The sequence below is a fragment of the Mesorhizobium sp. M0894 genome (genome assembly GCF_040319725.1).
In the GTDB taxonomy this organism is placed as follows: domain Bacteria; phylum Pseudomonadota; class Alphaproteobacteria; order Rhizobiales; family Rhizobiaceae; genus Mesorhizobium.
In genome coordinates this window covers 333950-346845 of sequence record NZ_JAMYOG010000002.1, presented here as the reverse complement: position 1 = coordinate 346845, position 12896 = coordinate 333950, and the positions used below count along the sequence as shown (strand labels likewise).

The following is a 12896-nucleotide window of genomic DNA, read 5'->3' as shown; positions in this document are numbered from 1 at the left end:
GGCCGGTGGCAAAGCCCAGTGTTATGGTTAAGGCGAGGACTGTTCGGCTGAGCGGTCTTTGTCCTGCGAAGCAGGAGCGTCATGCGGCATATTTTGAGCTCTTTTCTGGCATTGCATTGGGCGGCCGTTTTCGCCCTGCTGGCGTTCATCTGCATCGATGGGAATCGTGGCGTCGCGGCGGCCCTTGGCGTGCTCGGCGTTCCCGTCCAGAACACTCGCTTTGCCGATCTTGAAAACGCCGTCGTCGTGGCGCCGCTCGCCGTGGCATTGCTTGTCGTCGCGGTGCTGTTCTGCTGGGCCTTTGTTGAAGCATTGACCAGCGACGCCACCAACCCGGACCCAGCCGACAGTGTTGTGCGGATCGCCTTCATCTCGGCCTCGGGCGTGCTGTCGTTGATCGTCATCGGCGGCGCTGCGCAAGGCATCAATGGGCTGTTCATGGTTGTCGCCGTGCAATTGGCGGCACTTCTGGCGTCATATGTCGCGATGCTCGCCGAGCGGCGCTCAGCCGCTGCCGCGGCAGTTCCAGTGACCGGCGAAATCCGCGCGGCCGCGCATATCATGGCCAAGGCAGCGGCGTACAATTCCTCGCTTGCGCGCATTTCGGGCCGGCCGGATTCGAGGGACGATCGCTGATGCGCACCTTGTTCGCGCTGTGGGCGGCTCCGCTCCTCCTGTTCTGGGGCTGGTTCTTTCTGTCGCTCAACGACATCAATTTCGGCTATGTCATGCTGAGCCGCCAATTGCACGATCTCGTTTTCCAGCTTTATGGGCAGATGCTCGGCGTCGATCCGGCGCTCATCCCGGGCATGGTGGCGAAGGCTTGCGTCTTCGACGGCCTACTGCTGATGGCGTTCTGGGCATTTCGCCGCCGCAAGGCGATCGGCAGCTGGATCAAGGCAACGCGCAATCGCTATTTCGACCAGGCATCGACTCCGAGCGCCTGAAGCCGGTCGAGAACACCCTGCAGGATGAAGGCCGCCGCCGCTGAATCGATCTTGCCGGCGCGTTTCTTGCGGGAAAAATCCATCTCGATCAGTGTCCGCTCGGCCGCCACCGTCGACAGCCTTTCGTCCCAAAAGACGAACGGCAGATCGGTCAATCCAGCCATGTTGCGGACGAAAGCGCGGGATTTTTGGGCGCGTGGGCCTTCCGAGCCGTCCATGTTGATGGGGAGGCCGATCACCACTGCGCCGGCATTTTCCTTCTGCAGCAGAGCGAGCAGCACCGCGGCATCGAGCGAGAATTTCTTGCGCATGATGACAGGGCGCGGGTGCGCGAAGGACAAGCCGCGGTCCGAAACCGCCACGCCGATCGTCTTGTCGCCGAGGTCAAGCCCAGCCAGGGTCTTGCCGCCGCCGAGCCGGCCCGGCAACTCCTCGATCGTGATGATGCCCAACGGCTTTTCCTTTGACCGCGACGCCGCACTTCCTATACGCGCAACATATGCCGCGGCACTTTAATTTCGCCGTCGGCGTTCTAGCCTCTACCGAAGCAAAAATCGAGGAAGGCATTGATGAAACTTACCTGGTACGGACACTCGGCATTCCGCGTCGAAATCGAAGGCGCGAAAATCCTCATCGACCCGTATCTGGTCGGCAATCCGTCATGGACAGGCGGCTGGGAAGAGCCGGCCGAAGGGGTCACGCACGTGTTGCTTACCCATGGCCACAGCGACCACATCAGCGGCGCCGTCGAAGTGCTCAAGAAAAGCGGCGCGATGCTTGTCGCCAATTTCGAGATTTGCATGTACCTGGTCGGCAAAGGCGTCAGTGACAAGCAAATCAATCCCGGCAATATCGGCGGTACCGTCGATTGCGGCGGCTTCACCACCACTTTCGTTCAGGCTCTGCATTCATCGTCCTTTCTAGGCGAGAGCGGCCAGAACACCTATCTCGGCAATCCGGGCGGGCTCGTCCTGCACTTCCCCGAGGATAAGACGCTCTACCATATGGGCGACACAGACATCTTTTCCGATATGGCGCTGATCAACGAGTTGCATGAGCCGAAGATCGGCATCGTGCCGATCGGCGACCGCTTCACCATGGGTGGCGCGGTGGCAGCTCTTGCCTGCCAGCGTTTCTTCAAGTTCGAGACGGTCGTTCCCGCTCACTTCGGCACATTTCCGATGATAGATCAGACCGCCGACAAGTTTGTGGCCGGGCTGGACGGATCGGGTGTGAAAGTGGCGTTGCCGAAGATCGGCGAGACGATTACGCTGTAGGAATAGCGAACCGGAATGACGACATGGGTCTGAGAAACTCTCTTTGCATTTCTATGCTGGTTGCCGCATCGCCGGCGCTGGCCGCCGAGGATTTCATCGAGGGCATCTATCTGCAATCGAAGGATCTCTGCGCGCAGGCCAAAAAGGATACGCTGCAGACGGTGATCGAGGGCGGCAATATCGTACTGTCGGCAAACGGACTGGAAAGCATCGAATATAACTGCGAGTTCCTGCAGATCACCAAGGCGACACGGTCGCCAAGCTGGGCGGTGACCGCCATCTGCCAGGAGCCGGGCTACGTCTTTCCGGATGTTCTCTCACTGACTCAGATGAACCCGAAGCAGATCGACCTGGTTTCGGTTCGGCCTGCCGCGGACGAAAGCGAGCAGAGCGGCAACGGTGGCAGCTATTTCCTCTGCGACGGCGTGGCGATGCCGTAGGGCAGTTGTCGGCACGATGCGTGTTGCGCGGCACGCGCTGCGCCGCTATAGCGCTGGTTTTCCCCGAGGCACAACATGTCCGTTGATATTAAAACCGTGAAGCGCGTCGCGCACCTTGCCCGCATTGCGGTGAGCGAGGAGGATGCAGAGCGCATGACCGGCGAATTGAACGCCATTTTGGGCTTTGTCGAGCAGTTGAACGAGGTCGATGTTTCCGGCGTCGAGCCGATGACCTCGGTCACGCCGATGGCAATGAAGAAGCGCCAGGACGTCGTCACCGACGGCAGCAAGGCAGCCGACATCGTCGCCAACGCGCCGGCAACCGAAGAGAACTTCTTTCTCGTGCCAAAGGTCGTGGAGTAGCTGGCCGATGGTAATCGAGATCGCCGCGGAGACGCCGCTGCAGGACGATGTGCGTGGGCTGGTCGAGGAGCTCAACGCCACATTGCTGGAGTTGACGCCGCCGGAGCATTGCTACCATTTGACGGTCGAGCAGATGGCGGACCGCGACACGACCGTCTTCATCGCCCGCGATAACGGCCTTGCCATCGGTTGCGGCGCGCTGAAGCGCCACGATGCTGTCGTCGGCGAGGTCAAGCGTATGTATACGCGGCCTTCGCATCGCGGCCGCAAAATCGGTGCGATGATCGTCGAGCGGATTGAGGGCTTGGCGCGCCAAGAAGGGCTGAAGCGTCTGGTGCTGGAGACGGGCGACCGTCATCCCGCCGCCTGGACCGTCTACGAACGCGCCGGTTTTTCGCGCTGTGGGCCGGTGCTGAATTATCCCAATTCCGAGTGGTCGGTGTTTTACGAAAAGAGTCTTGCCTGATGAGCGACCTGACCCAGCTGACGATTTCGCAGGCCCGCGCCAAATTGCGCTCCAGGGAGATCACCGCCACCGAAGTCACCGAGGCTTATCTTTCGGCTATCGAGCGAGCCAATCCGGCGCTCAATGCCTATGTGGTGGTCACTGGCGACAAAGCGCGCGACATGGCCAAGGCCTCCGACGCGAAACTGGCCAAGGGCGAGGGCGGGTCGCTCGAGGGTATCCCGCTCGGCATCAAGGATCTGTTCGGCACCGAAGGCGTCCACACCCAGGCCTGCAGCCACGTGCTTGACGGGTTCAAGCCGCGCTACGAATCGACTATCACCGCCAATCTGTGGGCGGATGGCGCCGTCATGCTCGGCAAGCTCAACATGGACGAGTTCGCCATGGGCTCGTCCAACGAGACCTCGTATTACGGGCCTGTCATCAACCCGTGGCGGCGTTCGCGGCTCGACACGGTGGTAATGCCGACGACACATCAGGGCGAGGGCGGCTTCGTTTCGGCGGGCGGCACCAGGACCGCGCGCACGTTGGACAATGCCCAGCTGGTGCCGGGCGGTTCGTCCGGTGGCTCGGCATCAGCCGTCTCGGCCTTCCTGTGCGCCGGCGCTACCGCCACCGACACCGGCGGCTCGATCCGCCAGCCCGCCGCCTTCACCGGCACGGTCGGCATTAAGCCGACCTATGGCCGCTGCTCGCGTTGGGGCGTCGTCGCCTTCGCCTCGTCGCTCGACCAGGCCGGGCCGATCGCGCGCGACGTGCGCGATGCCGCGATCCTGTTGAAGTCGATGGCTTCGGTCGACCCGAAGGACACGACCTCCGTCGACCTGCCGGTGCCGGATTACGAGGCGGCGATCGGCCGCTCGATCAAGGGGATGAAGGTCGGCATCCCCAAGGAATACCGTGTCGACGGCATGCCCGAGGAGATCGAGGCGTTGTGGCAGAAGGGCATTGCCTGGCTGAGGGATGCCGGCGCCGAGATTGTCGACATCTCGCTGCCGCACACGAAATACGCGCTGCCGGCCTATTACATTGTTGCGCCCGCCGAAGCCTCGTCCAACCTCGCCCGTTACGACGGCGTCCGGTATGGATTGCGCGTGCCCGGCAAGGACATTGTCGACATGTATGAAAAGACCCGCGCCGCCGGCTTCGGGCGTGAGGTCAAGCGCCGCATCATGATCGGCACCTATGTGCTTTCCGCTGGCTACTACGATGCCTACTATCTGCAGGCGCAGAAGGTTCGTAACCTGATCAAGCGCGATTTCGAAAATGTGTTTGTCGCAGGTGTCGACGTCATCCTGACGCCGGCAACGCCGTCCGCCGCCTTCGGCATCGCAGACGAAGACATGGCCGCCGACCCGGTCAAGATGTATCTCAACGACATCTTTACGGTGACGGTGAACATGGCCGGCTTGCCCGGCATCGCGGTTCCGGCCGGGCTCGACGCCAAGGGGCTGCCACTCGGCCTGCAGCTGATCGGCCGGCCTTTCGACGAGGAAACGCTGTTCCAGACCGCCCATGTCATCGAACAGGCGGCCGGCACATTTCAGCCGGAAAAATGGTGGTAGGATCGTTTCTCATCTGAGGGGGTGAGGGATGTTCTTCTATGTCTCCAAGGTCCTGTGGCTCTTCGTCCAGCCGCTTAATCTCGCGATCATCCTGCTGCTGGCTGGATTGCTTGCGGCATTGGTCGGGCGCAAAAGGCTATTTGCCACCGGCAGCGTGCTGGCCTTCCTTGTCCTGGCACTGTCAGCATGGACCTCGCTCGGCGCAGTGATGCTCAATCCGCTCGAGGAGCGTTTCCCTAAGCCACCCCTGCCGGAAAGGGTTGACGGAATCGTTGTGCTCGGCGGCGGTATGGACGGCGCCATCAATTTCGTTCGCGGCGGTTATGAACTCAACGCCAGTGGCGATCGAATTGTCGAGGCAGCCGTGCTGGCGCGGCGTTTTCCGACAGCGAGAGTCGTCATTTCAGGCGGCCCCGTTGCAATAATCGGTGAGGACGAAGGCGACTCAACCACGGCGCCACGCGTACTCACTGCGCTCGGCGTGGCGGCCGATCGTCTGATCCTGGAAGACAAGTCACGCAACACCTACGAGAATGCCGTCTTCACCAAGCGGCTGATTACGCCGAAACCCGGCGAGATCTGGCTGCTGGTGACCTCAGCCTTCCACATGCCGCGCGCCAAGGCGCTGTTCGACAGAGCCGGCTTCCCGACGGTTCCATGGCCGGTCGACTACCGCACCTCCGGTAAGGAAGGTATCAGCCTGTTCCGCAAATCTACCAACGAAGCGCTGCAGACCACGACCATCACGATTCGCGAATGGATCGGGCTCGTCGCCTATTGGCTGTCGGGCCGCATTGATCAGCCTTTTCCCGGGCCAGGCGGCTGACCGAGCACCGCCTGCCGCGCCGCCGAGAAAAATTGGCGGCGCACCAGCACCGCCAGAAGCAGCAGCGTCGATAGCACGAAAACGGCGGGATCGACGAACCAGCCAAGATAACCGATCGAGAAGAACACGCCGCGCAGCCCGGAATTGAAATGCTTCCCGGCCAGCATGTTCATGCGGGCCGCGCGCCACACCGCCGTTTCGGTGACCGGATTGCGCGACGCCTCGCCATGCGGAATCGGCACCGCGCCGATCAGGATCGAGCAATAGTTGAACAGCCGGTAAGCCCAGCCGAACTTGAAGAAGGAAAAGGCCAGGATCAGCACCAGCCCGAACACCTTCGTCTGGAAGGCGGCGCGTGAGGATGTGGCGCCAAACGGCAGGTCGCTCAGCACAGTGAGAACCTGATCGGAAGCGCCGAGCAAGGCAAAACAGCCGCCGATCGCAATCAGCGAACTGGAGGCAAAGAAGGCGGTCCCCTGTTGCAGGCCGCTCATGATGGCGGTGTCGACGATGCGGATCTCGCGTTCGGCCATGGTCCTCATCCAGGCCTCGCGCTGCGCGTTCATCGCCCTCGTCAGCGACATGCGGCTGACCAGCATTCCGTCGGCGGCGAGCGTATGCAGCACCCACGCGGCGAGGAAGAACCCCAGCGCTGCAAGGTCGGCCGTCGATAGATGAAAGGAATCGCTCATGCGGTGCTTTTACCACAAGCCGAGGCAACGCTTCGATGGCCGAAGCCGGAATGTCGCTGCCGGAGCAAACAAGGTCGGCAGGCGCAGCGCCGCAATCTTCAAAACAGCGGAAAACATCATGGGAATTCCTATATATAGAGCTCAACAGGGTCCCAGGAGAAAACGCCCACGTGTTCCTTTCGGTTTTCGACCTGTTCAAGATCGGCATCGGCCCATCGAGTTCGCACACGATGGGGCCGATGACGGCTGCGCGGCGGTTTCTCGACGAGATTGCGGGAGACGACTGGCCGCGTCCGGCCGGCGCCAGGGTCGACCGAATCGCGGCCAGTCTGCATGGCTCGCTCGCCTATACCGGCATCGGCCATGGCTCCGATCGCGCCGTGGTGCTCGGCCTCGCCGGCCAGACGCCGCAGACGGTGGATCCTGACCACGCCGACGGCATCGCCGCTCGCATCGCCGCCGAGAAGCGGATTTCGCCGCCCGGCCATCCGTCCTATCGTTTCGACCCGGCAACGGATCTGGTGCTGGATCGCAAGACGCCGCTGCCGGGTCACGCCAATGGCATGGCGTTTTCTGCCTATGATGCCGGAGACCGGTTGCTGCTGAGGCGCGTCTACTATTCGATCGGCGGCGGCTTTGTCGTTTCCGAGGAAGAATTGCAGCGGATGAAGGCGAGGGGCTCGGCGACAACCGAAGGCAAGAAGGTTCCATATCCGTTCAAGAACGCCGTCGAAATGCTCTCAATGGCAGCGAAAAGTGGCCTTTCCATCGCCGAGATGAAGCGCGTCAACGAGGAGACGCAGATGTCGCGCGAGGAGCTCGACGCCGGCCTCGACGGCATCTGGAGCGCCATGAAGGGATGCATCGAGCGCGGCCTGTCGCAAGACGGCATCATGCCGGGCGGACTGAAGGTGCGCCGCCGTGCCCGGATGCTGCACGACAAGTTGCAGGAGCAATGGCAGCAGAACCGGCCCAACCCGCTGCTCGCCAATGACTGGCTGTCGATCTATGCAATGGCGGTCAACGAGGAGAACGCCGCCGGCGGCCGTGTCGTCACCGCGCCAACCAATGGGGCGGCCGGCACTCTGCCCGCGGTGTTGCGCTATTGGCTGCATTTCCATCCCGAAGCCGACCAGCCAAGTATCCGCGATTTCCTGCTGACGGCGGCGGCCGTTGGCGGCATCATCAAGACCAATGCTTCGATCTCGGGGGCCGAGGTAGGCTGCCAGGGCGAGGTCGGTTCGGCTTCGGCGATGGCTGCGGCGGGATTGTGCGCCGTCATGGGCGGCACGCCCGAGCAGGTCGAGAACGCTGCCGAAATCGCGCTGGAACATCATCTCGGCATGACCTGCGATCCGGTCGGCGGCCTGGTGCAGGTGCCGTGCATCGAGCGCAACGCGCTTGGCGCTGTCAAGGCGGTGACCGCCGCTTCGCTGGCCATCAAGGGCGATGGCGTTCATTTCGTGCCGCTCGATGCGGCGATCGAGACGATGCGCCAGACCGGCCTCGACATGAACGAAAAGTACAAGGAAACCAGCCTAGGCGGATTGGCCGTCAATGTCGTGGAGTGCTGAGCGCCAGTCTGGCGGCCTGGACCACCACTGTGGAGAAGTCGATCAGGCCGTTGACGCGTTCGCGTGCTGGGCTAAACCTTAAACGATGTCTCTCAATCTCATAAAGCTTTGCGTCGGCTGTGACAGCGTCGAGGATCTGGAAGAGTGGATTGCCTTCCGCCTCGACGAGCGGCGCCGCGCCGGCGAACCGGCCGAACACTACCACACCACCCGCATGGTGCCGACGCGCGGCGCCGAGATCACCGACGGCGGCTCGCTCTACTGGGTGGTCAAGGGCAATGTCCAATGCCGTCAGCTGATCACCGAAATCCGGCCCTTCACCGATGACGATGGCATCGGCCGCTGCCATCTGATCCTCGATCCCGAGGTCGTGCGCACCGACTGGCAGCCGCGCCGTGCATTCCAAGGGTGGCGCTACCTGAAGCCGGCGGACGCGCCGGCCGATCTCGGCAAGGGCAAAGCCGGGCTGATCGAAATGCCGCCGAAGCTCAGGCGTGAGCTTGCCGATCTCGGCCTACTCTGACGCCAAGAACCGTAACGCCAAGGGCACCGGCCGAACGCTTGTCCGCAGTTGCCATCATCACCGGTCCTGCAGGTCGCCTGATCTGGGCTTGCAAGCTGGGGAACAACGCCACATCTTGAATGTCATGAGCGACAAGAAGCAGCCCGTGCCTGCAAAGGCCAATCCTGCGCCGGTCGAGTCCCAATCGAGCACCGGCGAGATCGACGCCTTTCTCCGTCAGGCAAGGACGCTCGCTGCATCCGCCACCGGTTCAGGCAGGCTGATCCTGTCCCTCGACGCTACGATGAGCCGCCAGCCGACCTGGGATCTCGCCTGTGCGCTGCAGGCCGAGATGTTCGACGCCGTCGGCAAGGCTGGGGTGCTCAAGGTTCAACTGGTCTATTTCCGCGGGCTTGGCGAGTGCCGTTCCTCCGCATTCGTCACCGATACCGAAGCTCTGAAGCAGCTGATGACGCGCATCGACTGCCGTAGCGGCCACACCCAGATCGGTAAGGTGCTCGCCCATGCGCTGAAACAGACGGCGGCGGCCAAGGTCAACGCGCTGGTCTATATCGGCGATGCGATGGAAGAAAACATAGATGATCTGGCTGAAAAGGCCGGTAGCCTAGGTCTGCACGGCGTTCCTGTCTTCGTTTTTCAGGAAGGCCATGATGCCGGTGCAGAAAAGGCGTTCAAGGAAATTGCACGGCTGTCCAAAGGGGCCTGGTTCCGGTTTGATCGGCGGGCTGCCGCGACCTTGGCCGGCCTGCTTTCGTCCGTCGCCGTGTTTGCGACCGGCGGTCTGAAAGCACTGGAGGACCGGGGCAGGCCGGAGGACCGGCTGATGATCGAGCATCTACGGGGCGGCGGAAACTGATGGGCGCGATTATCGCTTTTGTAGCATTGCTTCTGGTGCTTCTCGGCATGCTCACCATCTTCCTGCGCGCCGATCCGGGGAAGCTTGCAGGCGGCATGAGGACCCTTGGACCCGTGCTGCTCGGGCTGGTCGGCGTTGCCGTGCTGCTGGTCGGGCGCGAGGGCCTCGGCGGCTTGATCCTGTCGGCCGCGCTCGCCTGGTATGGCTCCATGCGCATGAATCAGCCGGCCGCGAAACTGGCACCGGGCAAGCGTTCGACGGTGCGTACCGCGGCGCTTGAGATGGAACTCGATCACGACACCGGCGGCCTCGAAGGCCTCGTGCTGGCTGGGCGCCATGAAGGCAAGATGCTTGGCTCGATGGGGCTTGCCGAATTGCAGCAACTTTATCGCGAGCTCTCCGGCGATCCGGAGAGCCGCCAACTGCTAGAGACGTATCTTGACGGCAGATTTCCCATCTGGCGCAAAGACGCTGATGCGAATGGTGGCGAAGGGCTGGGTGTTGCGCCAGGTTCGGGCGCCATGACTAAGGAGGAGGCCTACAAGATCCTTGGTCTTGAAGCGGGGGCTGCCGCGGCGGATGTCCGCAAGGCGCACCGCCGCCTGATGCAGCGCCTGCACCCCGATATCGGTGGCACGTCTTTCCTGGCGGCGCGGATCAACGAAGCCAAGGACGTCTTGCTCTCCAATCACAACTAGTCTCCTTCGACGCAGAACTTTCGGGAAAGATATCGTTTCGCGCCCTTACTGCTGGACGGCGTAGCACTCGATCTTCTTCTTTTTCAAAGCGTTACAAGCCTTCCAGGCGGCGGTCTTCGAACCAAAACCACCGAACCGGGCGCGGTAATAGGTGACGCCGTCTTTGTCGAAGGCGACGGTGAAACCGGAGGCATCGGCCAGAACGGAGGGCACCTGCTTCGTCGCCTTGTCGAGGAAAGCCTTTGCTTCGGATTGCTTTGGCGAAGAGGCGACCTGTATTGCCCAGCCGGATGGCACCGACGCCGTGCTGACCGGATCGACCTCTGCAGCCGGTTCGGCATAGGCTGCGGCGACCCGGGCCGTCGCCACATCGTCCGCTGTCGCCACGGCCGCCGTCTTGACCTTTCTGGTCTGAACGACCGGAGTGGTTTCTTCAACGACGGGAGCATTTTCCTCGACGAGGGAGGCAACGGCATCGTCGTCCGGCTTACTATCCGGCGTCGGCGCGTCATGCTTCGGCAGAAGCACCTTGGCCAGGGCTGAAATCGGATTGCCGCCACCGGCTTTGGCAATCAGCATGCCGCCGCCGCGCGACGACGCCTTCGGCATGTAGGCATTGATCAACCCGGCCATCTGGCTGTCGCGGCTGCCGCCGGACCTGCCGCCCATGACCACCGCTACGATGCGCCGGTCGCCATCCGATACCGAGGAGACCAGGTTATAGCCGGAGGCGCGGGTATAACCGGTCTTGATGCCGTCGACGCCCTTGATGCGTCCGAGCAGACGGTTATGGCCGTTGATGCGCTGTCGCCCGTAAAGAAAGGAGCGCTGCGAGAAATAGCCGTAATATTGTGGAAAATGCTCTCTCAGGGCGATACCGAGCAGCGCCATGTCGCGCGCCGTCGTGAACTGCCCGGGATCAGGCAAGCCGTTGGCGTTGCGGAAAACGGTTCCCCGCATGCCCAGCGCCCGCGCCTTGGCGGTCATCATGCGGGCGAAATTGGCCTCATTGCCGCCGAGCATCTCGCCAAGCGCAGTTGCGGAATCGTTTGCCGATTTGGTCACCATCGACAGGATGGCGGTCTCGACCGTGACCGAGCCGCCCCGCTTGACGCCGAGCTTTGTTGGCGGTTCGGCAGCGGCATTGGCCGAGAACACGACCGGAGAATTCCTGCTGATCCTGCCCTTCGCCAATGCCTCGAACGTCAGATAGAGCGTCATCATCTTGGTAAGCGAGGCCGGATAGCGCCGGCCATCGGCATCCGACGAATAAAGCACCTTGCCGGACTTGGCATCGATGACGATGGCCGCCGACTTGGCCGCCATGGATGAAGCCGCGTCCGCGACGACGAAGCTCATCGCCATAGCGAGAATCATGATCGTTTTGAGGGGGGACGCGGATTTGGAAACGAAGCCCGACAACGCCTTACGCACTGATAGTTCCTTTGAATTTCCGTTGCCTTGGAGGCGGCAAAGGGTCCTGCCTCACCTCGGGCCACGCTAACGCGGGCAGCGTTACCAATCCGTTTATGGTAACCGCCGCGTTCACCATTTTCTGCGGGATTGAGCCTCTCTTTATTCGAATCTTAGCGATTGCCGGCGGCTCACGATGCGCATTGCCGCGGAAATCTTGACTTTTTGTGCACTGCACAATATATTTACACGCATTGCACAACGCGGCCCGGACAAGGCGCGTCCATCGTCCAAAGGCAACCGTTCAAGGGAATGCGTGAAATGACCCAGACCTATGAAGATTTCAGCAAATACGGCAAGGAATTTGCCGACACCGGATTGAAGAGCTTTGCATCGCTGTCCAAGGGTGCGCAGGCCATCGCCACCGAGGCGGGCGAGTACACCAAGAAAAGTTTTGAGGCCGGCAGCGCCGTTGTCGAGAAGCTCTTCTCCGCCAAGTCGCTGGATAAGGCGATCGAAATCCAGTCCGACTACGCCAAGCAGTCCTATGAGAGCTTCGTCACCGAGGCCACCAAGCTTGGCGATCTCTATGCCGAACTCGCCAAGGAAGCCTACAAGCCGTTCGAATCGATTGTCGCCAAGGCGAAGTAAATTCGACGAACGTTCCAAGCCGGCCCTTGGGCCTCAAAAGACAGACCCGGTCGCGAACGCGCGGCCGGGTTTTTTCATGCCAGCTCGAAATCGGGGTCCTTGCGGTCTTCACGATTTGAAAAATCGGTCAAGTTTGGCCACCTAGCCATATTGTCAGCTAAACAGAAGGGCTTAAAATCGTCCATCGAGCACCTACATGTCGAGCATGCATGAGGATTCGAAAGAGGCAGGACTACGTGACTACAGGTTTGACTGCCACGAGCTACGTGGTGCGAATGCAGAACGGCAGCAACGGCAATGAGGCCGGTCGCGGCACGGCCGTCATCACGCGCACAAAAACCAAGACCAAGAAGCCCAGTCTGTATCGGGTCCTCATCCTTAACGACGACTACACACCCATGGAGTTCGTGGTTCACGTGCTGGAGCGTTTTTTCCAGAAGGATCGCGAAGCCGCCACACGCATAATGCTTCATGTTCACAATCATGGGGTGGGCGAGTGCGGGGTCTATACATTCGAGGTGGCCGAGACCAAAGTGTCTCAGGTCATGGATTTCGCCCGACAGAATCAGCATCCGCTGCAATGCGTGATGGAGAAGAAGTGAGGT

At 61.6% G+C, this 12896-nt stretch carries 17 protein-coding genes; 14 read left to right on the top strand and 3 right to left on the bottom strand.

Translation table 11 applies throughout. The features are described 5' to 3' along the window. Nucleotides 1-81 precede the first annotated feature (81 nt). Together NKH91_RS05010 and NKH91_RS05005 are read left to right on the top strand one after the other, a co-directional pair. The gene (locus NKH91_RS05010; RefSeq protein WP_023717761.1) at nucleotides 82-636 is read left to right on the top strand and encodes a hypothetical protein; all 555 of its coding nucleotides are present in this window, start codon (nucleotides 82-84) and stop codon (nucleotides 634-636) included. Beyond that, on the top strand, nucleotides 636-947 hold the full coding sequence (locus tag NKH91_RS05005; RefSeq protein ID WP_023717760.1) for a DUF6105 family protein: 312 nt from the start codon (nucleotides 636-638) through the stop codon (nucleotides 945-947). Before NKH91_RS05010 ends, NKH91_RS05005 begins: the two co-directional genes overlap by 1 nt. Here the strand turns inward: NKH91_RS05005 and ruvX are convergent. Next, complete coding sequence (gene ruvX, locus NKH91_RS05000) at nucleotides 914-1399, bottom strand: Holliday junction resolvase RuvX (protein ID WP_023717759.1); 486 nt, start codon at nucleotides 1397-1399, stop codon at nucleotides 914-916. The genes NKH91_RS05005 and ruvX overlap by 34 nt on opposite strands. Nucleotides 1400-1516: 117 nt before the next feature. Between ruvX and NKH91_RS04995 the strand changes: the two genes are divergently transcribed. From NKH91_RS04995 to NKH91_RS04970, 6 genes are all read left to right on the top strand, one after another. Beyond that, nucleotides 1517-2224, top strand: coding sequence for a metal-dependent hydrolase (locus NKH91_RS04995; protein ID WP_023717758.1), 708 nt, complete (start codon nucleotides 1517-1519; stop codon nucleotides 2222-2224). Between the two features lie 23 nt (nucleotides 2225-2247). Then, the gene (locus NKH91_RS04990) at nucleotides 2248-2664 is read left to right on the top strand and encodes a hypothetical protein (protein WP_352844096.1); all 417 of its coding nucleotides are present in this window, start codon (nucleotides 2248-2250) and stop codon (nucleotides 2662-2664) included. A gap of 75 nt (nucleotides 2665-2739) precedes the next feature. Next, the gene (gatC, locus tag NKH91_RS04985; protein ID WP_023717756.1) at nucleotides 2740-3027 is read left to right on the top strand and encodes an Asp-tRNA(Asn)/Glu-tRNA(Gln) amidotransferase subunit GatC; all 288 of its coding nucleotides are present in this window, start codon (nucleotides 2740-2742) and stop codon (nucleotides 3025-3027) included. A gap of 7 nt (nucleotides 3028-3034) precedes the next feature. Continuing rightward, nucleotides 3035-3493, top strand: a complete 459-nt coding sequence (locus tag NKH91_RS04980; RefSeq protein WP_352482278.1) for a GNAT family N-acetyltransferase — start codon at nucleotides 3035-3037, stop codon at nucleotides 3491-3493. Next, nucleotides 3493-5058, top strand: a complete 1566-nt coding sequence (locus tag NKH91_RS04975; RefSeq protein ID WP_023717754.1) for an amidase — start codon at nucleotides 3493-3495, stop codon at nucleotides 5056-5058. The genes NKH91_RS04980 and NKH91_RS04975 overlap by 1 nt, the downstream gene beginning before the upstream one ends. Nucleotides 5059-5086: 28 nt before the next feature. Beyond that, nucleotides 5087-5884, top strand: a complete 798-nt coding sequence (locus NKH91_RS04970; protein ID WP_352844094.1) for a YdcF family protein — start codon at nucleotides 5087-5089, stop codon at nucleotides 5882-5884. Here the strand turns inward: NKH91_RS04970 and NKH91_RS04965 are convergent. Continuing rightward, complete coding sequence (locus NKH91_RS04965) at nucleotides 5857-6576, bottom strand: DUF599 domain-containing protein (RefSeq protein ID WP_352494594.1); 720 nt, start codon at nucleotides 6574-6576, stop codon at nucleotides 5857-5859. The genes NKH91_RS04970 and NKH91_RS04965 overlap by 28 nt on opposite strands. Before the next feature lie 170 nt (nucleotides 6577-6746). Between NKH91_RS04965 and NKH91_RS04960 the strand changes: the two genes are divergently transcribed. The 4 genes from NKH91_RS04960 to NKH91_RS04945 all read left to right on the top strand — a co-directional run bounded on the left by NKH91_RS04960 (nucleotide 6747) and on the right by NKH91_RS04945 (nucleotide 10227). After that, nucleotides 6747-8150: an L-serine ammonia-lyase gene (locus NKH91_RS04960; RefSeq protein WP_352844092.1), complete on the top strand. Its 1404-nt coding sequence runs from the start codon at nucleotides 6747-6749 to the stop codon at nucleotides 8148-8150. A gap of 85 nt (nucleotides 8151-8235) precedes the next feature. Continuing rightward, nucleotides 8236-8673 carry a DUF1489 family protein gene (locus NKH91_RS04955; protein ID WP_023717749.1) on the top strand — a complete coding sequence of 146 codons (438 nt, stop codon included), beginning with the start codon at nucleotides 8236-8238 and terminating at the stop codon, nucleotides 8671-8673. A gap of 124 nt (nucleotides 8674-8797) precedes the next feature. Next, nucleotides 8798-9529, top strand: coding sequence for a vWA domain-containing protein (locus NKH91_RS04950; protein WP_352482282.1), 732 nt, complete (start codon nucleotides 8798-8800; stop codon nucleotides 9527-9529). After that, the gene (locus NKH91_RS04945; RefSeq protein WP_023717747.1) at nucleotides 9529-10227 is read left to right on the top strand and encodes a DnaJ domain-containing protein; all 699 of its coding nucleotides are present in this window, start codon (nucleotides 9529-9531) and stop codon (nucleotides 10225-10227) included. The genes NKH91_RS04950 and NKH91_RS04945 overlap by 1 nt, the downstream gene beginning before the upstream one ends. Nucleotides 10228-10272: 45 nt before the next feature. Here the strand turns inward: NKH91_RS04945 and NKH91_RS04940 are convergent, their stop codons facing one another. Further along, complete coding sequence (locus NKH91_RS04940; protein WP_352494596.1) at nucleotides 10273-11661, bottom strand: SPOR domain-containing protein; 1389 nt, start codon at nucleotides 11659-11661, stop codon at nucleotides 10273-10275. Between the two features lie 300 nt (nucleotides 11662-11961). Here NKH91_RS04940 and NKH91_RS04935 point away from each other — a divergent pair, with 300 nt between their 5' ends. Further along, nucleotides 11962-12291 carry a phasin family protein gene (locus NKH91_RS04935; RefSeq protein WP_023717745.1) on the top strand — a complete coding sequence of 110 codons (330 nt, stop codon included), beginning with the start codon at nucleotides 11962-11964 and terminating at the stop codon, nucleotides 12289-12291. A 275-nt stretch (nucleotides 12292-12566) separates the two neighbouring features. Further along, on the top strand, nucleotides 12567-12893 hold the full coding sequence (clpS, locus tag NKH91_RS04930; protein ID WP_023717744.1) for an ATP-dependent Clp protease adapter ClpS: 327 nt from the start codon (nucleotides 12567-12569) through the stop codon (nucleotides 12891-12893). Nucleotides 12894-12896 lie beyond the last annotated feature (3 nt).

Coding starts and splice junctions, on each gene's coding strand:
- NKH91_RS04935 (WP_023717745.1), top strand. CDS start 11,962: ATGACCCAGACCTATGAAGATTTCAGCAAATACGGCAAGGAATTTGCC.
- NKH91_RS04990 (WP_352844096.1), top strand. CDS start 2,248: ATGGGTCTGAGAAACTCTCTTTGCATTTCTATGCTGGTTGCCGCATCG.
- NKH91_RS04945 (WP_023717747.1), top strand. CDS start 9,529: ATGGGCGCGATTATCGCTTTTGTAGCATTGCTTCTGGTGCTTCTCGGC.
- NKH91_RS04950 (WP_352482282.1), top strand. CDS start 8,798: ATGAGCGACAAGAAGCAGCCCGTGCCTGCAAAGGCCAATCCTGCGCCG.
- NKH91_RS04955 (WP_023717749.1), top strand. CDS start 8,236: ATGTCTCTCAATCTCATAAAGCTTTGCGTCGGCTGTGACAGCGTCGAG.
- NKH91_RS04995 (WP_023717758.1), top strand. CDS start 1,517: ATGAAACTTACCTGGTACGGACACTCGGCATTCCGCGTCGAAATCGAA.
- NKH91_RS04970 (WP_352844094.1), top strand. CDS start 5,087: ATGTTCTTCTATGTCTCCAAGGTCCTGTGGCTCTTCGTCCAGCCGCTT.
- NKH91_RS04965 (WP_352494594.1), bottom strand. CDS start 6,576: ATGAGCGATTCCTTTCATCTATCGACGGCCGACCTTGCAGCGCTGGGG.
- NKH91_RS05010 (WP_023717761.1), top strand. CDS start 82: ATGCGGCATATTTTGAGCTCTTTTCTGGCATTGCATTGGGCGGCCGTT.
- NKH91_RS04980 (WP_352482278.1), top strand. CDS start 3,035: ATGGTAATCGAGATCGCCGCGGAGACGCCGCTGCAGGACGATGTGCGT.
- gatC (WP_023717756.1), top strand. CDS start 2,740: ATGTCCGTTGATATTAAAACCGTGAAGCGCGTCGCGCACCTTGCCCGC.
- NKH91_RS04975 (WP_023717754.1), top strand. CDS start 3,493: ATGAGCGACCTGACCCAGCTGACGATTTCGCAGGCCCGCGCCAAATTG.
- NKH91_RS05005 (WP_023717760.1), top strand. CDS start 636: ATGCGCACCTTGTTCGCGCTGTGGGCGGCTCCGCTCCTCCTGTTCTGG.
- clpS (WP_023717744.1), top strand. CDS start 12,567: ATGCAGAACGGCAGCAACGGCAATGAGGCCGGTCGCGGCACGGCCGTC.